This is a genomic window from Leptothoe sp. LEGE 181152 (assembly GCF_032906605.1).
Classification (GTDB): Bacteria; Cyanobacteriota; Cyanobacteriia; order Phormidesmidales; family Phormidesmidaceae; genus Leptothoe; species Leptothoe turfae.
Map to the genome: position 1 here is coordinate 33,671 of NZ_JASATU010000047.1, position 18,038 is coordinate 51,708.

Genomic DNA, 18,038 nt, shown 5'->3' on the forward strand with positions numbered 1-18,038 from the left:
CTTTCCCAGCTATGGCAAGCAGCTATGACGGGTGTAATAGTTTGTGCAGGGTAATGATTTTATCTTGACTATTTCAACTTTTTAGATAAAAACAAGCATCTGGTCTCAAAATCTGTAGAAATGTTTTTTGTGCTTGTAATCCTAATAAAAGAAACGGAGTAATTAGCTAATTACTCCGTTTCTTTTGCTAAATATTTTGCAAACTGTTAAACAGGTGTATGCGGTCGGATACGAATAACACTGAATACACGCCTAGATTCTAATTTAAACCTATGCTCAATGCTTAATCCTCATCATCATCATTTTCATCCTTATTATCACCCAACTGAATCAAGTGGATATGCTTATAACCCAGCTTGATTTCAAACTCGTCTCCTGGCTTTAACCCCATTTCTTGGGTGTAAGTAGACCCAATAACAATTTGACCATTTTTGTGTACACTCACTCGATAAGTCGGTTCACGTCCGCGACCATCCTTAGTACTTTCTGGTCCTAGAGGAATCCCTCTAGCAGCTAGTAAAGCATCATAAAAATCAGTCAGATTTACCCTGACTTGATTGTCCTTAGTAATGCTGTAGTACCCGCACTCCTTAGCTTTCTCTCGCTTTGGTAGATGGGTGATTTCCTTCATTTTCTGAAGCAGCGCTTTCCCTGTCAGTGGCGTGGTTTTAGTATCAGCCATCGGATTTGAAGAATTAATGGTTAGATCTAGAAAGAGGCGATGTCGGTGAATTAATGGGATTAGAACTATATAACTCTCAATATTCGAGTTGTGTAGATCTCATTATTAGTGAGAGGACCTGATTATAACAGACGTAAAACCTGTTTATCTAGGAGTACTTAAACCCCAAGCTCCATCTAAATTGAAACTCTGAGTTTTCTCTACAAAAAACTACAGTTCTGACTACAGTTGCATCTAATATGCAAACTCTAGTGATACTAACAAATTATTGTCATTGTATATTCTTTGCATCTTACCTCTGATAGGTTCTTGACGTGAATTTTTTAACTGTGTTGTTCTAAAACGTATTTATTCTATCTAGAAAAAAACTAGTTTGGCTATGTCTAATTTTGGCTAAAAAGCTTTAATCTAATTTTTGCTAAGAGGTTGATTGGATTTTATTAAAGATATAAACGAAGCCTATCAACTGTAATAATGTGCTAGCTGTTAATAGTTCAGCAACTAATTTCTCTACCCTACAAAGGTAATTGATTTGTAGCTACACTAGTGATAGTTACTGGGTGCTATGGAATTGGCTATCATTTCGATAGAATGGTGAAGCTTTTTGACCAATGTTTTCTAGATTTGTAGCATTGGCCTTTTGTTTGTTTTTTATTTTTCTGATTGTGATATGTCTAAACCACTAGAGCCCGATACGTCACAATCGACTCCAGAGACATCCGCCGATGCGCCCGGTTTTGGTTGGACTGCTTATGCTGAACGTGTTAATGGTCGTTTTGCAATGGTGGGTTTTTGGGCCCTATTGTTGCTGGAGTTATTTACACGCCAAGATTTTTTTACCTGGATAGGGTTGCCTTAGAGTCTACTGAACTCTCATTTGATATTGCCCCTGTCCAGTTTGGTCATAAGCATTAACAATTATTCGATACTCACCGGTATAGGGTAGTTTTATCTGAATCGCTGCATCGCTGTTGTTTTGTGCCGTGTCGTCATTCTCAGCGATTTTGTTACCCTGCTCGTCAATGAGTAGTAAATATGCATCAAAATCTTGACTTGTGAGGGTAATGGTCACATCTTGTCCCTGTTGACCATTGAAATAGTATTCATCATAGAGACTGTTGTCCGTCAGCCGATCATCCTGCGTGCTTAAGCTCCCATTCTCGCTCAATAGATAGGTATTGCTATGGCTGGTTCCATTATTTGTCAGATTGCTAATGCTTAACTGATAGTTTCCTTGCTCACTGGCTCCATAAGAATTGGCGAATACAAAATAGGTGCCATTGGCGGGGAGGGTAATATCTAAACGGGCGTTACGACTATTGCCAGCGTCGTCGTTTTCGCCTAAAAATTCTTGATTTGGGCCATAGAGTAACAGGTAAGCGTCAACCTGATTGCTACTCATGGCGATGCTAATGCGCTGACCGGCTGTGCCCTCAAACGTATGGGCATTGAAATAGCTATTGTCCGGTAAAAGATTACTGTTGCTATCAAGGCGACCTAGCACCGCCCTGCCGTCAATGGCAATGGGTGAGGGCTCTTGCATCGTTCGATTTTGGCGAGATGCAGTTGTGTTAGCCGTGCCATTTCTAACAGCCGCAATGAAAGGGGTGATTTGGGGTGTTGCGATCGCAAAACCAATACCAATACTGCCTGCGTTTTCCCCCGTTGTAAAAATAGATGTATTGACGCCAATGAGTTCGCCGTTGCGATTGAGTAAAGGGCCGCCTGAGTTACCGGGATTAATGGCCGCATCTGTTTGAATTAATCCGCGCTCTGCGTCGATACGGCTGACGATGCCCACTGTAAACGTTCCTTGTAGCCCAAAGGGATTCCCAATTGCAAACGCTTGCTGTCCTACTTGAGCATTGCTATTAGCTAAAGGAATAGTGGGAAATGTTGTATTTTCAACGTCAATTTGAATAGCGGCCAAGTCCAAATTCTCATCAGCATATCCAATTACCCGACCTGGAAACTGACGCCCATCTGCCAGGCTGACAGTAACTTGGCTGGCAGTGCCAACCACATGGGCGTTTGTAAGTACTAAACCGTCTTGGGTGATAATGCTGCCACTGCCAGTACTGTTGCCTGCATCAATAGCCACGACTGCGGGACTAGCTTGTTGATATACCCGGACATTCGTTTCTTCATTAAATCCTTGAGCCTGTGCTGCAGGAATCCCTTGGTGCAAGGTAAACGGTGTGTTTCCAAGAACACTTAGACCCAGGGTGCAGGCTAAAACACCTGAAAAGGATTTCAGAAAAATGGATGTCATTGCTTTTTCAGCAGAAGGGGAAGTTTCCTATAAGATACTCGTAACTATCAAACGATTCCGGTAACCCCAGATAAGATTTCACAAGAGCTTCCCGACCGCTTACGTAAACATTACTAACTAAAAAGGGAGCAACTTAAGTTGCTCCCTTTTTAGTTAGTAATAGAAGCTGTTGGGTGTATGACCTTAGGCTAAACCAGTATTAGCTCCAGGCTTACCAGTTGCCAGTTCTACCTTGACAATCTTGCCGCCCATCTTTTGAATTCGCTGCTGCTCGCGAAACCAGCTGTCGTAGGGAACGAGCTTAGTAAAAAAAGTATTCTGTAGCTCGCGCTGGGTGCGAATGCGAGATTGACTCGGCACACAGGCAGTAATCCGAAACATACGCATAGCAGAGATGTCTCCTACTCTTAAACAAAAACTAATTTTTCAAATCAATTGCGAAAGGCCCATCAACTGGAGCAATGTTTATTTTGCTTTAGATTAATTGGGCTAACTATCAGCTGAGTGAGAGTCAAACTAGCACTGCTTAACGTTGCTAGGTGTTCAGTCTCAAACTGCCCAAATAGATGGATGTGTCTATGACTTAGTCCTTAGGATGTTTGTAACAAGAACCCAAATGCTAACCATAGAGTTAAAAATTCGGAAGTCCGATAACCAATGACCAGCTGTCATAATCCCTCAGCATAGACAGATTGCGATCAGCTAACACTCGCTTCAGACTTCCGAAATAGCGCTAGATTGGCTTTACCAATCTAAACCACATGAGCTTGACCTAGCTAAGGCCAGAGCAGATGTAGTCAAAGTAAATACCCATTTCCTTACCAGCGTCAGCGCCAACAAGGCTAGCAGTTACTTCTTTCATAGCCTGAATAGCTTGGACAGTCGCACCTACGGGTACACCTAGAGAGTTGTAAGTCTCCTTCAAACCGTTAAGCACACGCTCATCCAGGATGGAAGGATCACCAGCCAACATAGCGTAGGTGGAATAGCGTAGATAGTAGTCCAAGTCGCGGATGCAAGCAGCATAGCGACGAGTGGTGTACATATTGCCACCAGGGCGAGTGATGTCAGAGTACAGTAGAGCCTTTGCTACAGCATCCTTAACGATTTCGGAAGCATTTGCACCGATTGCAGTAGCTGCACGAACACGCAGCTCACCAGTCTGGAAGTAAGCAGCCAGCTTATCCATGGAAGACTGATCAAGGTACTTACCCTGAACGTCCGAAGAATTAATTACAGAAGTAATCGCGTCTTGCATGATTTGAATTCCTTAGTGAAATTTGACGATGTGGCTAAATAGCGTAATGGGAAAACCGAGTCGCTTAACCCAACATCGCGCCAACAACGTAATCGAAGTAAGAAGCGGCTTCAGCAGCATCATCACCAGATAGCAGAGAAGATGAAACACCCTTCATAAAGCGAACTGAATCAGCTACAGCAGGAATGGATGTACCTAGAGAGTTGTACATCTCCTTAGCACCTACTAGACCAATCTCCTCAATGGGAGTCACATCACCAGCAACAATACCGTAGGTGATAAGACGTAGGTAGTAGTCCATGTCACGTAGACAAGTTGCGGTCATTTCTTCACCGTAGGCGTTACCACCGGGAGAAACAACGTCAGGACGCTTTTGGAAAAGCTGATCACCAGCCTGCTTGATGATGCGCTCACGGGACTCAGTTAGAACCTGAGCAATGCGGAGACGACGCTCACCAGAAGTAACGAATCCCTTGATTCGATCCAATTCACCAGGGCTAAGGTAACGGGCCTCAGCATCGGCATTCACGATTGATTTCGTGACAATACTCATCTATGGATTCCTCCGAAAGAATATATTCAGGTGAAACTATCACTGTTCACCTTGAAAAAACTGATATCACCTTTTTAAAAAGTAACAGCAGTCTCATTTCCACTCTAAATCAAATCAAGCAGGCAACCTATGGGCCGATTCAATGCTTAATTCGACGATTGAAGCATGCCAAATATCAGCTTAGATTTCGAGAAATCTTTTATCAGCTTAGCTACCTTCCGAGAGTATTTTCCGGTATTCGGCTGACCTTCTTAGGGAGTGCGTAATATTTTGTAATAGTATCCCTCAGAATTGCTCTATGTTATCTAACATCAAGCTATCTAAAACTAATATGACACCCGTCAATAGCCAAGCTTTAAATCGGCTTAGCTATTGTTGGGTGTTCTTAGACGCTGCTTAATGGGACCTACGCACAAACTAACTAGGTGTCAATAGATGCTGTTGGTGAGACTGAAGGCGCAAAGCTGGGAACGACAACATCATCGTTTTGACGAGTGAGCTGCTGATATAAGCGCTCAGTGTTGGGGAAATTAGCTGCTGGCAATGTTGGGAAGCGACGATAGGGGACCGTATCTTCGCCAAAGAATTCAGCATATTCAGGCGTTTCGACCATGGTTTGAATAAAGCCACGGATGCCCTGGGTTGCCAAAATCTGGTTGTATTTCCGAATCTCTATCTGATTTAGAGGAGCACGTCCTAGGAAGTGCTTGGTGCCTAGCTCAATCACTTTAGTGTTGGGATAGGGGGCATAGAACTCTTTCTGGTAGAGATCAGAGCAGCCTAGGCCTTCAATAAACTCCTTCATGTTGATCTCGCCGTTGCTCAGCTGACTCTCAAGGGAGGTGAACTCGGTCTTGATGACATAGGGAGAAATGTCACGCTCAAAGACCTGACGGTATGCTGCCTGAGTGACCAGCTTGATATTGGCCTTGTCATACAGGCTAGTGAGCTTGAAGACTTTGGACTGAACACGACGTAAATTAACGCCTTGGCCCATGCGCTTGTTAACTTCGATATCGCCTCGAGAGGAGTTAACGGCACCCAGTTCAACAAAGCGGGGAACCTGGGGCTTAGATACAGGCTTAAGACCAGTAGCATCAACGGTCCCAGTACGGAAGGACCTGAGGGATTGACCCGCTGGAGTCACGTAACGCTCGTAGGGAATGGTGTCATCTCCGAAGACCTCGGTGTACTCCGGGCTATCAATCAGCGTATCCACCAGGGCATAGAATCCTTGCCTAGCACAAATGTCGAAGTACTTGTTGGTTTCTTGACGACCGTAGGTGGGGCGGCCTAACAAACGACGATGAATGTATTCAACAGCCTTCATAACATAGAGAGAAGACCAGTAGGTCTTGCGGAAGGCTTCTGATTTTGCGATCGCACGCACAAAGTCGCGCATACAGATGTCACCATTTTCGAGGCGATTCTCAGCGGACTTAAGCTCTTGACCCGCATAAACATCTCGACCAAATACCTGACGATAAGCGGCCCGAATGATTGTTTGGGTGGAGCTTTCAGCAAACTTGATATTGGCCCCATTACCCGCTGGTATCTGGTCTAATTTGAATACCTTGGGTCCTAAGCTCCCTGGAGATTTAGGACGAGCACCAGGATTGCTCACCTGACTATCAATACCGGCACCCCGACGAATCAGGATACGACGGGTATCTTTGCTGAAGGGAGCAGGGCTGCTGCTGGGATTACGAGTTTCCTTAGGAAAGATCGCACCAAACTGAATTTCTAGCGGGTCGTTACCAGAGCCATAAGGGTGCTGATCGGGTAAGGGCTGATCATAGGAGGCAAACGTCGTCAGAAACTCAGGGTTTTTGCGGAAAGGTGCACTGTAGTTTAGCAAGTTTTGCTGAGGTCCCCAGTTGCGACATTCCTGCGCTTCCTGGCCCAAACCCCGGAGATACGGTACCGTCTCTTCCCCAAAGTAGTCGCCGTACTCATCAGAGTCGATCAGAGCATCTACGAGTTTGGGGAGACCGCCTTCAGAAACGATGGAGAAATATTTCTGAACTTCTTCACGGGAGCCGGGACCACGGCCCAAAATGTGACGAAATGCTAATTCTAGAGCACGACTGTTGATGTAAGGCTCAAAGAAGTTCTTGCGGTATAAAGGCGACTTCGCTAAGCGACGAATAAACTCTTTCATCGCGATTTCGCCATTTTTAACCTGAGATTCCAGATTAGAAATGTCTAAGGAATAGGCTCGCTTAATATCGCGCTCAAAGACCTGACGATAGGCCGCTTTCACCACTGTATTTTTTTCAGCAGTTGAGAGGCCCGGCTTCATTACGAACTTGGGGCGACGCTCAGCCGCATTGAAATAGATTTGGGGTAGTTGCAGACCTTGCAGATCCTTGGATGGACGCTGACGTAGCTTATTGGAGGGGGCGGGAGCCTTAAATTCATCAATCAACAGATTGAAATAGGACCGAATCAGCTCTTGGGCTTCGGTGTCCCCTCTGAAGTAGCCGATGCTTGCCGCGCGCATAGTTTGGAGAGCGACCAAGGTAGCTGCGGAAGAACAGGCGTCTTCGATGATTTCCCGCAATCCACGAACGTTAACCGCAATGATGTTAGGGTCGCCAGCAACGATGGCATAGGTCAGGTAGCGCAGGAACCAGCTCATGTCTCGTAGGGACTTTTGCATGTTGCTGGGACCGTAGCGACCTACGTTGATGGGGCGAAATCCAGGGGGAATTGGACCAAGGTCGCCAGCACTACTAACCAAGCCCCTTAATCCAGAAAACAGACCACCACTGTCCCCCTTTTCAATGTAGGTTTCTGTACCTGAATCGCCTTGAGCTGCCATAGCCATGTCGACCGGCTCAGGTGCAACTCTCTCCAGGTAAGACAGGGGGGAGCCCCCAGTAAAGATACGGTTGGCGGCTTGAGAAACGATCAGCTCGGAATATTGAGTAATAATCTGTGCGATCGCAATACGCTTCCGACCCGACTTAAAGAAGTCAGATAGTTCAGATAACTCACCCCGCTCCATGTAGCGGTCTTGCTGCTCGGCCTGAGTAATCGCGGTAACCGGCAAGGTTTGATAAAGTTGTGGCCGCACTAAGGAGCTTCCACCACTAGCAGTTACAGTCATTCCTTTTCAAAGGCTCCCTTCTAAAATTTGATTGCAATAGGTGATTGCATCAGACCCCTCCCTCAGCGCCGAGCAACTCCAGATCTTAAAAATGATCCAGAGCATTGGTTAATACCATCAGGCAGCGCGATGGGCCGATAGGCTCTTGTGACAGTTCCAGATTAAATCGATTGCGGACACTAAGATGCCTGTCTAAAGACTGTGTAACATCTTGTTATTAGCCCACTGAGTCATCATAAAAGAAGGCGTGTCAGTGGATGAGAAGAAAGATAAGTTTTGTTACTTGAATTTACGAAGCATTTCTCGAAAAGTGGCACCCTTAAAGGGTTAGAGTTTTGAGTTTTGCGTGCCTAGGTTTGAACTCTAGGTATTTGCGGTGAGGAAACATGGCTGGGTAGAGCTATGGAGTTTGACGCATTCAAAACTCGAAACTGAGAATCCTAAACTATGTCTCCCATGACTTCCGAAAACGAAGCTGCTGTTAGTGCAGCGGTTGCCAAGCTGTATGACACATACCCATTTCCACCCGAACCCCTGATTGATGAACCCCCTCCTGGTTATAACTGGCGATGGTATTGGCCCACGGCTTACAACTTTTGCACCGGCCGATTACCTGAAACTGAGCAGGTCAGGATTCTAGATGCAGGCTGTGGTTCTGGTGTAGGTACTGAATATTTGGTTCACCTAAACCCTCAGGCTCAGGTTACCGGAATTGATCTGAGTGCCGGCACGTTGAAAGTGGCTCGTGAGCGTTGCCAGCGTTCAGGGGCTGATCGAGTAACGTTTCAAAATCTCAGCATCTATGATGTTGACCAGATTGCAGGACAATTTGATCTGATCAACTGTGTAGGTGTGCTCCACCACATGCCCGATCCGATTAAGGGCATTCAGTCATTAGCTGCTAAGGTTGCGCCAGGCGGTTTACTGCATATTTTTGTCTATGCAGCGTTAGGGCGATGGGAAATCTCCTTGATGCAAGAAGCGATCGCCATGCTTCAGGGCGAAAACCGTGGCGATTATCGTGATGGCGTATCTGTTGGCCGTCAACTCTTTGAGGCGTTGCCTGAAAACAACCGCATCGTCAAACGTGACAAAGAGCGCTGGGCCTTAGAAAATCATCAGGACGAATGCTTTGCTGATATGTATGTCCATCCCCAGGAGGTGGACTATACCATCGATACTCTATTTGAGTTGATCGATGCTTCTGGATTAGAGTTTGTGGGATTCTCTAACCCTCAATATTGGAGCCTAGAACGTCTGATTGCTAAAGCTCCTGACGTGATGGAACGTGCTCAAAAGTTAGATCGGCGAGCCCAATATCGATTGATTGAGCTGCTTGATCCTGAACTTACCCACTATGAATTTTTCCTGGCTCGTCCCCCCCTCCTTTGCATGGACTGGTCCGATGATCAGCGCCTGCTAGCTGCTTATCCAATTCTGACCCCCTGTCTGTCTGGTTGGCCCAGTCGGTCATTTTTTAATGCCGATTATCAGCTGATTCAAGTCAGTGATAGCGAATATGAATTTTTGCAGGCTTGTGAAGCAAGTGCGGGCAAAAAAGAAACCGTAGCCGATGTGTTGGCAAAATCCCCCTTAGAGCTGTCGGAAGTGCGCTCATTACAATCACGACAACTGATTCTGCTAGAACCATCCGAATAGCATCAGGATAGGAACGCCGATACTTGACTCAACTAGTTGAGTCAAGTATCGCTTTTGCTAAATATTATTTTTATATATGAGTGGTAAAAAAATGCTTACCTGTGGTACGCCAGGGGATTCGTATTAAGTATTGTTAGCTTTAAATGATATGATTGACCTCGGCTTGCAGGAAGGACTTCGGCCCCTATTGCAAGTTTGCCTAGGCTAGTTTGAGTGATTTCTGTGAATTTGCCAGACGAACCTCTTAGAGACTCATCTATGGATGAAAATGATGGTGCAACGGATGTTAATTCCGAAGCCTTGGTGACTGGAGAAGTTTCTCCAGAGCCTCACTCTTCTATGGAAGAGTACTACCAACTTCAAAACGAGTTGTTTTTGTGGACACTCTTGCTGATGTTGGTAACCTTCATTTCGGTTTGGATGGCCTACTCCCTCAACACAGCCCTAAATTACTTAATTGGGGCATGTTCGGGCGTGGTTTACTTGAAGTTACTGGCTAAAAGCGTTGAGAAACTTGGTAGAGAAAAATCTAAAGTGGGCAAGAATCAGCTTGCTCTTTTTATTGGGTTAATAGTAGTTGCATCCCAGGTGGATCAATTGCAAATCGTCCCAATTTTTTTAGGTTTCCTAACCTACAAAGCTGCCCTCATCGCATACATGCTCAAGTCATTGTCAACGACCTAAACAGTCTGTGATTTTGCCCTGGCTGAATTAGCCGCTAATCATTTGGCCTACTGTCTTTTTGGTCAACCTAACCTGAATTAAGATGCTAAGTTTGCTGCACTTTGATGTGTTGCCGTTAGCGGAGCTAGAGGTAGGTCATCACTTCTATTGGCATCTGGGAGGACTTAAACTCCATGGCCAGGTCTTTTTGACCTCTTGGTTTGTGATTGGACTGCTTCTTATAGCTTCTGTTCTGGCTACCCGAAATATGCAAAGGGTGCCTCAGGGTATGCAGAACCTGATGGAGTATGTCTTTGAGTTTGTCAGAGACATTGCGAAGAATCAGCTCGGCGAAAAGGAATATCGTCCTTGGCTGCCGTTTGTAGGCACATTGTTTCTGTTTATCTTTGTGTCTAATTGGTCGGGGGCACTTCTCCCTTGGCATGTAATTGAAATTCCTGAAGGAGAGCTTGCTGCTCCAACCGGTGATATCAATACAACGGTTGCTCTGGCTTTACTGACGTCCTTAGCATATTTTTATGCAGGATTTAAAAAGCGAGGTTTAGGATATTTCGCGAAATACATTGAGCCAACTCCAATTTTGCTACCGATCGCAATTCTTGAAGACTTCACCAAGCCACTTTCACTGAGCTTCCGTCTCTTTGGAAATATCTTGGCAGATGAACTTGTAGTTGCCGTTCTGGTGCTATTGGTCCCTTTGTTTGTCCCCCTGCCCGTTATGATGTTGGGGCTGTTTACTAGTGCCATCCAGGCATTGGTGTTTGCTACTTTAGCGGCAGCCTATATTCACGAGGCTTTGGAAGGGCATGGTGACGAAGGTCACGAGGAGCATGCTTAGCCCCTATTGCTAGAGCGCTTCTAACCTGCAAGTGGCTTTGTTTACTTGCTTTTACTGACTCTCAGTCTTGTTTGTTTCGTATATACCGAAAAGGAAATACATTATGGATCCGTTAGTTGCTTCTGCTTCAGTTATCGCCGCTTCTCTAGCAGTTGGCCTAGCCGCAATTGGCCCTGGTATTGGTCAGGGTAATGCTTCTGGTAAAGCTGTCGAAGGTATTGCTCGTCAGCCCGAAGCAGAAGGTAAAATTCGCGGTACTTTGCTGCTGACTCTTGCATTTATGGAGTCTCTTACCATCTACGGTCTGGTTATTTCTCTGGTACTTCTGTTTGCAAACCCCCTTGCTTAAAGAAGGTTGGCTTTAGGGGCGTTATCTGTGTTCATGGTCCGCATAGGGATTGAACCCTTTGCAGGTAACGCCCTAGTAACTACATTGTGTTGGATTACACCTGAGTTGGGCCAATAACTATTTGTTTCTTCAACTTTTTTGAATGTTGATGGGTTCTCAGGTTTAGGGAAATCGAAAAATGTTTGATTTTGACGCAACGCTGCCTTTGATGGCTTTGCAATTTGTGTTACTCACGTTTCTTCTGAACGCAGTTTTTTTCAAGCCGATTTCAAAGACGCTTGATGATCGTGATGGCTATATTCGAACTAGTAAGTCCTCTGCTGCAGAGTATTTAGAGGCAGCTGAAAAGCTTGCTAAGCAATACGATCAGGAGTTGGCCGACAGTCGGAGACAGGCTCAGCAGTTAATTGCTCAGGCCCAGGCAGAAGCAAAAGAGACTGTTGATAAACAGATCGCTCAGGCTCAGGCAGATGCGCAGCAGCAGCGTGAGCAGGTTCAGAGGGAGTTGGATCAGCAGAAACAGGAGGCTTTGCAGGCTCTTGAGGGGCAAGTTGATTCTCTGAGTCAACAGATTTTAGGCAAGCTTTTGGGTGCTTCGGCTGCTTAGGCTGAATTATTTTGTCCTTCTGACTCGCTTGAGTTTGAGAAGCTGCATTTATAAAGGGATTATTGGCGCGCAGTGATAGCTATGGTTGAAAATTTTTGGCTACTGGCGACAGAAGAGAGTGGGTTTGGTTTAAATTTCGATATTTTAGAAACCAACCTTGTTAATCTTTCTATTCTGATTGCCCTAATTGTTTACTTCGGACGAAGCTTTTTAGGCTCCATCATGGCTGAGCGTCGCTCCAGCATTGAGGCGGCCATTCAAGATGCTGAAAAACGGTTGAAGGAAGCTTCTAAGGCGCTGGGTGAGCAGCAGAAAAATTTGGCCGAGGCTCAGGCAACGGCTGTTCAGATTAAATCTGATGGTGAGGCCGCCGCTAAGGTAGCCAAAGATAATATCCTAGCTCAGGCGTCCAAGGATGTTCAGCGAATGAAGGATGAGGCTGCTCGAGACCTTTCTTCCCAAAGGGATCGTGTGGTGCTTGAGTTGCGTCAGCGCATCTCGGCCCTTGCTGTTGAGAAGGTGGAGTCGCAATTACGCTCCCAGGTGGATGACGGGCTTCAGCAAAGGCTAATTGATCAGAGTATTGGTCTTTTGGGGGGTAGCTTGTGAAAGATAGTGTAGTGATTGAGGGCTTGGTTGCTCCTTACGCTCAGGCATTGTTGTCTGTTGCACAAGACGGTGATTTGGTTGATCGCTTTAGTCAGGACTCTTATGCGTTGACTGAGTTGTTGTCGGCATCTTCTGAACTAAGCCAGCTACTTGAGAATCCGATTATCAATCCTGATATTAAAAAGAATGTTTTGCGCCAAGTGGCATCAGAGCAACTGCATCCGACGATGCTGAACTTTGTTATGTTGCTGGTTGATCGGGGACGCATCGCATTTTTAGGACGTATTTGTGAGCGATATCAAGAATTAGTGCGGGAAATTAATCAGACTGTTCTAGCTGAAGCTACCTCTGCTATTGAGCTCTCTGATTCCCAGAAAGATTCGATTCGCCAGAAGGTGATTGCTATGACCGGTGCTCGTTCTGTCGAGCTTAAGACAGCTCTGGATCCAGAGCTGTTAGGGGGGGTGATTATCAAGGTTGGTTCCCAGGTGATAGATGCCAGTTTGCGGGGTCAGCTGCGGCGTATCAGCATTCAGTTGAGTAGCGCTTCTTCTCGCTAGGGTGTTTGGCACTTGAGCGTTTATCAAGTGTTAGAGTTCGATTTGGTTGAGAATGCTTGTTTTTAGCACCAATCTTATATCGAACATTGTTTAGATGATTTTTTGTTGATATCTGAGTTAGTAGAGCAACTCCAATGGTAAGCATCAGACCTGACGAAATCAGTAGCATTATTAAGCAGCAGATTGAGCAGTATGACCAGGATGTCAAGGTATCCAATGTCGGTACTGTGCTGCAGGTAGGTGACGGTATTGCCCGAATTTACGGCCTGGACCAAGCAATGGCGAGTGAGCTGCTTGAGTTTGAGGATGGCACTGTCGGTATTGCCCTTAACCTTGAAGAGGACAACGTTGGTGCGGTTTTGATGGGTGACGGTCGCAACCTAAGTGAAGGCAGTACTGTTAAGTCAACTGGCAAGATTGCTGAGGTCCCAGTGGGCGATGCGATGCTAGGTCGCGTAGTGGATGCCCTGGCCCGTCCTATTGATGGTAAGGGTGATATCGCTACCACGGATAGCCGTCTGCTAGAGGCACCTGCACCTGGCATCATTGCGCGGAAGTCGGTTTATGAGCCTATGCAAACCGGTATTACCGCAATTGACGCCATGATTCCTGTGGGGCGTGGTCAGCGTGAGCTTATTATTGGTGACCGTCAGACTGGTAAGACTGCGATCGCAATCGACACCATCCTTAACCAGGCGGACCAAGACGTTATTTGTATCTACGTTGCCATTGGTCAGAAGGCAGCTTCTGTCGCCCAGGTAGTTGGCGTGCTCGAAGAGCGTGGCGCTATGGATTACACCATTGTTGTTTCCGCCAATGCTAACGACCCTGCCCCTCTGCAGTTCTTAGCTCCCTACACTGGAGCAGCCCTAGCTGAGTACTTTATGTACCAGGGTAAAGCGACATTGATTATCTACGATGACCTGACTAAGCAAGCCCAGGCCTATCGTCAAATGTCCTTGCTACTACGTCGTCCACCCGGTCGTGAAGCCTATCCTGGAGACGTATTCTTCATCCACTCTCGTTTGCTAGAGCGTGCAGCTAAGCTCAGCCCTGAGCTAGGTGAAGGTAGCATGACAGCCCTGCCCATTATCGAAACCCAGGCAGGTGACGTTTCCGCCTATATTCCCACCAACGTCATTTCCATTACCGACGGTCAGATTTTCTTGTCATCTGACCTGTTTAACTCGGGTCTACGTCCTGCCATTAATGCAGGTATTTCAGTCTCCCGAGTCGGGGGTGCAGCCCAGACCAAGGTAATGAAGAAAGTCGCCGGTAAACTCAAGCTTGAGCTAGCTCAGTTTGACGAGCTACAGGCCTTTGCCCAGTTTGCGTCTGACTTAGATGCAGCTACCCAAGCTCAGCTAGCCCGTGGTGTACGTCTAAGAGAACTTCTAAAACAGTCTCAATACGCTCCTCGGTCCTTGCACGAGCAGGTAACCGTCGTCTATGGCGGCATTAATGGTCTGTTTGATGATGTACCGGTGGAGAAGGTTGCTCCTTTAGTTGCTGAGCTATGCAACTACATCAATACCAGCAAGCCTGAGTTGGTTAAGGAAATCAACGAAGGTAAGAAACTAACTGACAAGGTTAAGGAATTGGCAAGTGAAGCGATTGCTGAGTGCAAGCAGTCCTTCATGGCAGCATAGGAGGAGGTTGGCCTGTCCCTGGTTGACTGATTCAGTCAACTAGGGACATTAGGCTGAGAACAACATATATGCCTAATCTCAAACTGATTCGTGACCGGATTAAATCGGTCAAAAACACTCGTAAAATTACCGAAGCGATGCGCCTGGTGGCCGCCGCGAAGGTGCGTCGTGCCCAGGAACAGGTTGAAGCAACCCGCCCTTTTGCCGATCGCTTAGCTCAGGTGTTTTACGGCCTTCAGACTCGATTAAAGTTTGAAGATGCTAACTTGCCCCTGTTGCAAATTAGAGACGTTCGCAATGTTGCTTTGGTTGTTGTGTCTGCCGATCGTGGTCTTTGCGGTGGCTACAATGCCAATATTATTCGTCGTGCTGAGACCCGTGCGAAGGAACTCAAGGCTGCAGGTATTGGTTATCAGATGGTGTTGATTGGTCGTAAGGCGATTCAGTATTTTCAGAATCGTGATTACCCCATTGATTCAACTTTCGATGGCCTGGAGCAGATTCCGACAGCGGAAGAGGCCTCTAGTATTGCCGATAAGGCTTTGTCGCTGTTCTTATCTGAAGAGGTAGACCGAGTAGAGTTGATTTATACAAGGTTTGTATCCTTGGTTAGTTCTCGTCCTGTCACTCAGACGTTATTGCCTCTGGACCCCGAAGGTCTGGATAAGGAAGATGAGATCTTTCGCCTAACGACTCGCGGTGGACAGTTTAAGGTAGAGCGTGAACCGGTTGAGACCCAGCAAGTGCAGTTACCCCAAGATATGATCTTTGAACAGGATCCGGTTCAAATCTTGGATGCACTGTTACCGCTGTATCTGAATAACCAGATCTTGCGAGCTCTGCAAGAGTCCGCAGCGAGTGAGCTTGCGGCTCGAATGACTGCAATGAACAACGCCAGTGACAATGCTAGTGAGTTAGTTAAGACGTTAACTCTGGACTATAACAAAGCTCGTCAGGCGGCCATTACCCAAGAGATCCTTGAGGTGGTTGGGGGTGCTGCTGCGTTAGGATAAGCAGTCATACAGTTGAGTTGCTCTCAGATTTAACCCCATATGTACTGGCAGTGCGTAGCACTGCCTTTTTTTGCTTGGTAGGGGCGTTCCATGGCACGATCCTGCCTCTATATTCAAGATTTAAGGAACCCTGTACATTTTTTAGAAAAAGGCTATATCCTGTAAACCAATTGTCTCGGACAGAGCCCATGGTCAACGAAGTATCTCAGTGGCTAGCGGAGATTCAGACATTACAGCAGCAATTGAATGTTCTAAATCAAGAGCGTGATCAGGCCTATGCTAGTGCAGCTAACTGGCGAAGGTTGTATGAGTCAGAATCCGAGCAGCGTCGTAACGATGCTGAGAGAAGTCAAACACGGATTCGGGTATTGGCCAATGAATTAGAAAATTTAAAACAGTCACCTGCTGACGGTGAAGTCTCTCGTGATTTGCAAAAGGCGTTGGCCCAGGTTGAACATCTGGAGTCGGTAGATGAGTTGCGATCGCAGTTAACTCAGGCTCTGACCCGATGTGCTCAGCTGTCCAGTACCCTTAAAGCTGAGCAGGTAGCCCACGAAGAAACTCGCCAAAGCTTGACCACAGCCCTTGGAGATACCATTGACTTGTTAGCTAAAGATCAAACGTCCCAGAGCGATGAATCGTTAGATTCTACAGAGTAGTTCAAACACGTATTAACCTGTCGTTCATCTGTTTAAAACAGAAGATTGACTCTATGTCCCTACAGAGTCAACCTCAAAAGAATTTAGCCATACCGTAGTTCAGTGTTGTCTTTGTGGGATGCTTGCTGAATTCTGGTCCTGTCATCCTCGACAACCATCGGTTTAATGATCCCTCTGGCATGTGCAGGCGTATTTGGCCTAGCTCAGATTTATCCCTTTACCGGTGTGCTAATATCGGTCCTGCATAACGGGCCTGCTAGCGCAGCCACAGCCGTGTCTGGAGCCCCCCTAGAAAGCCCATTAGCGATACGGTGGATGTTCTTGGGGGCAATGTGCAGCTGTGGTCAACCCACACTAAAACCTGGATGACCATAATATTTCTTGGTGTGGAATTTTTAGCTTCATAGTCCCCAAAGCCCATAACCCTTTGTGTAAAAGGATACTCAGGCTTTTACTGGGTGACTTAAGGTCTAGCCAATGCGTTATGCATAGGAAATATCAAGGGATAGATTAAATATTGGTATCTTTTGATTAAGTTATGGTGGGAACTTTTGGGTTAAAATTCCGATGCTACTTCGCTGAGTAGTTCTTACTAGCGACATAATTATGAAAACTGTTTCTAAAACCAAGGCGATTTCTGAGTCTGTGCCGAGTAAAAGCGCTTCTACCCGCGAGACTCAGCCAGCGTCTGACGATAAAAAAATCTACCTCGCTGAATTAAAATCTTACCCGTATCAGCCGGACATTCAGGTTGAAATCTTGCACTTACAAGCCGAGGCAGATGCTTTGCTATTACAGCTCAAAGCTATGGGCTGCCAGTAATTTTAGCGATATGCCCATCGTTGATTTGGGGCGGTGCTCAGGGCTAATGCTTGGGTCAATAGCTGTTCATTAGGGCCATCGTGTTAAGGCATATTGCTTAGACGATGGGTGCTGTGTTAAGAAAAGCAGCGCATTCGATTCGGACCTCGTCGAAAACGCATACGTTAGGGAAATGTTGATCCATTCGTATGCATTTCATGAGCTACCAGCGCTATCCTTTGTCAACTTTCAACCCACCGTCTGACAACTCGCTGCGTACACTAAACTATCATGACACCTACAAATGCCCGGTTTGTGGTCATGGTGAATTGTCAGAGCTGACATTGACAGAAGCATTTGCCTGTAACTTTTGTCGACATATTTTCTCGGCTAACTTAGAAGCTCAGTCTGTTCAAATGGTGGACAACGTTCAGCCTATGGTTTGGTTTTGGACGGGGGATCGATGGCGTCATAACCGTCACTCTGATGGCCATGTGACAGCTGTTGTCTGGAGTTTTGCCCTGGCTATTGCTTGTTTGCCCGCCTTGCTGATAATGGTGTCGAACTATATGTTTCCACCGATTGATGGTGCTGGGCTGAATCAGTTTTCTATTGTTTGGACGGTAATTACCCTGTTGGCTCATGCCACTATTGTGCTGTGGCTAATTGCTGAACATTATCAGTGGCCCTGGTATGTGACAGCAAAAATTAAATTAAGTCGCTGATGGGAAAT

At 46.2% G+C, this 18,038-nt stretch carries 19 protein-coding genes; 13 read left to right on the forward strand and 6 right to left on the reverse strand.

Annotation, left to right across the window (positions count from 1 at the left end):
• Nucleotides 1-283: 283 nt before the first annotated feature.
• Entirely contained in the window at nt 284-682 is a 399-nt protein-coding gene (locus tag QGP82_RS22635; RefSeq protein ID WP_163662449.1) for an AbrB family transcriptional regulator, read from the reverse strand.
• Nucleotides 683-1,352: 670 nt separating this feature from the next.
• Between QGP82_RS22635 and QGP82_RS22640 the strand changes: the two genes are divergently transcribed.
• Nucleotides 1,353-1,541, forward strand: coding sequence for a CAB/ELIP/HLIP family chlorophyll-binding protein (locus tag QGP82_RS22640; RefSeq protein WP_499061120.1), 189 nt, complete (start codon nt 1,353-1,355; stop codon nt 1,539-1,541).
• A 3-nt stretch (nt 1,542-1,544) separates the two neighbouring features.
• Here QGP82_RS22640 and QGP82_RS22645 read toward each other — a convergent pair whose 3' ends face one another.
• The 5 genes from QGP82_RS22645 to QGP82_RS22665 all read right to left on the reverse strand — a co-directional run bounded on the left by QGP82_RS22645 (nt 1,545) and on the right by QGP82_RS22665 (nt 7,877).
• Complete coding sequence (locus tag QGP82_RS22645) at nt 1,545-2,954, reverse strand: trypsin-like peptidase domain-containing protein (protein WP_163662445.1); 1,410 nt, start codon at nt 2,952-2,954, stop codon at nt 1,545-1,547.
• Between the two features lie 183 nt (nt 2,955-3,137).
• Nucleotides 3,138-3,341, reverse strand: a complete 204-nt coding sequence (locus tag QGP82_RS22650) for a phycobilisome linker polypeptide (protein ID WP_006516222.1) — start codon at nt 3,339-3,341, stop codon at nt 3,138-3,140.
• A 385-nt stretch (nt 3,342-3,726) separates the two neighbouring features.
• A complete protein-coding gene (apcB, locus tag QGP82_RS22655; protein ID WP_006516221.1) occupies nt 3,727-4,212 on the reverse strand; it encodes an allophycocyanin subunit beta in 486 nt (161 codons plus the stop codon).
• Between the two features lie 64 nt (nt 4,213-4,276).
• A complete protein-coding gene (gene apcA, locus QGP82_RS22660) occupies nt 4,277-4,765 on the reverse strand; it encodes an allophycocyanin subunit alpha (protein ID WP_006516220.1) in 489 nt (162 codons plus the stop codon).
• A gap of 421 nt (nt 4,766-5,186) precedes the next feature.
• The gene (locus tag QGP82_RS22665) at nt 5,187-7,877 is read right to left on the reverse strand and encodes a phycobilisome rod-core linker polypeptide (RefSeq protein ID WP_163662444.1); all 2,691 of its coding nucleotides are present in this window, start codon (nt 7,875-7,877) and stop codon (nt 5,187-5,189) included.
• Nucleotides 7,878-8,324: 447 nt separating this feature from the next.
• On the opposite strand from QGP82_RS22665, the gene QGP82_RS22670 reads away from it, so the two are divergent.
• The 12 genes from QGP82_RS22670 to QGP82_RS22725 all read left to right on the forward strand — a co-directional run bounded on the left by QGP82_RS22670 (nt 8,325) and on the right by QGP82_RS22725 (nt 18,030).
• Nucleotides 8,325-9,536 (forward strand): class I SAM-dependent methyltransferase, encoded by a 1,212-nt coding sequence (locus tag QGP82_RS22670; RefSeq protein ID WP_499061121.1) that lies wholly within the window; start codon nt 8,325-8,327, stop codon nt 9,534-9,536.
• Nucleotides 9,537-9,794: 258 nt separating this feature from the next.
• Nucleotides 9,795-10,220: an ATP synthase subunit I gene (locus QGP82_RS22675; protein WP_163662442.1), complete on the forward strand. Its 426-nt coding sequence runs from the start codon at nt 9,795-9,797 to the stop codon at nt 10,218-10,220.
• Between the two features lie 76 nt (nt 10,221-10,296).
• Nucleotides 10,297-11,058, forward strand: coding sequence for a F0F1 ATP synthase subunit A (gene atpB / locus QGP82_RS22680; RefSeq protein WP_172642684.1), 762 nt, complete (start codon nt 10,297-10,299; stop codon nt 11,056-11,058).
• Nucleotides 11,059-11,161: 103 nt separating this feature from the next.
• Complete coding sequence (gene atpE, locus QGP82_RS22685) at nt 11,162-11,407, forward strand: ATP synthase F0 subunit C (RefSeq protein WP_006516215.1); 246 nt, start codon at nt 11,162-11,164, stop codon at nt 11,405-11,407.
• A gap of 178 nt (nt 11,408-11,585) precedes the next feature.
• Nucleotides 11,586-12,014 carry a F0F1 ATP synthase subunit B' gene (locus QGP82_RS22690; protein WP_163662439.1) on the forward strand — a complete coding sequence of 143 codons (429 nt, stop codon included), beginning with the start codon at nt 11,586-11,588 and terminating at the stop codon, nt 12,012-12,014.
• An 81-nt stretch (nt 12,015-12,095) separates the two neighbouring features.
• Nucleotides 12,096-12,623, forward strand: coding sequence for a F0F1 ATP synthase subunit B (locus QGP82_RS22695; RefSeq protein ID WP_163662438.1), 528 nt, complete (start codon nt 12,096-12,098; stop codon nt 12,621-12,623).
• Nucleotides 12,620-13,183 carry an ATP synthase F1 subunit delta gene (gene atpH, locus QGP82_RS22700; protein WP_163702596.1) on the forward strand — a complete coding sequence of 188 codons (564 nt, stop codon included), beginning with the start codon at nt 12,620-12,622 and terminating at the stop codon, nt 13,181-13,183. The genes QGP82_RS22695 and atpH overlap by 4 nt, the downstream gene beginning before the upstream one ends.
• A 134-nt stretch (nt 13,184-13,317) precedes the next feature.
• Complete coding sequence (gene atpA, locus QGP82_RS22705) at nt 13,318-14,832, forward strand: F0F1 ATP synthase subunit alpha (protein WP_163662434.1); 1,515 nt, start codon at nt 13,318-13,320, stop codon at nt 14,830-14,832.
• A 68-nt stretch (nt 14,833-14,900) separates the two neighbouring features.
• Complete coding sequence (locus QGP82_RS22710; protein WP_163662432.1) at nt 14,901-15,845, forward strand: F0F1 ATP synthase subunit gamma; 945 nt, start codon at nt 14,901-14,903, stop codon at nt 15,843-15,845.
• A 188-nt stretch (nt 15,846-16,033) separates the two neighbouring features.
• On the forward strand, nt 16,034-16,504 hold the full coding sequence (locus QGP82_RS22715; protein ID WP_163662430.1) for a hypothetical protein: 471 nt from the start codon (nt 16,034-16,036) through the stop codon (nt 16,502-16,504).
• A gap of 606 nt (nt 16,505-17,110) precedes the next feature.
• On the forward strand, nt 17,111-17,326 hold the full coding sequence (locus QGP82_RS22720) for a hypothetical protein (RefSeq protein WP_163662428.1): 216 nt from the start codon (nt 17,111-17,113) through the stop codon (nt 17,324-17,326).
• Nucleotides 17,327-17,523: 197 nt separating this feature from the next.
• Nucleotides 17,524-18,030 carry a hypothetical protein gene (locus tag QGP82_RS22725; RefSeq protein ID WP_163662426.1) on the forward strand — a complete coding sequence of 169 codons (507 nt, stop codon included), beginning with the start codon at nt 17,524-17,526 and terminating at the stop codon, nt 18,028-18,030.
• Nucleotides 18,031-18,038 lie beyond the last annotated feature (8 nt).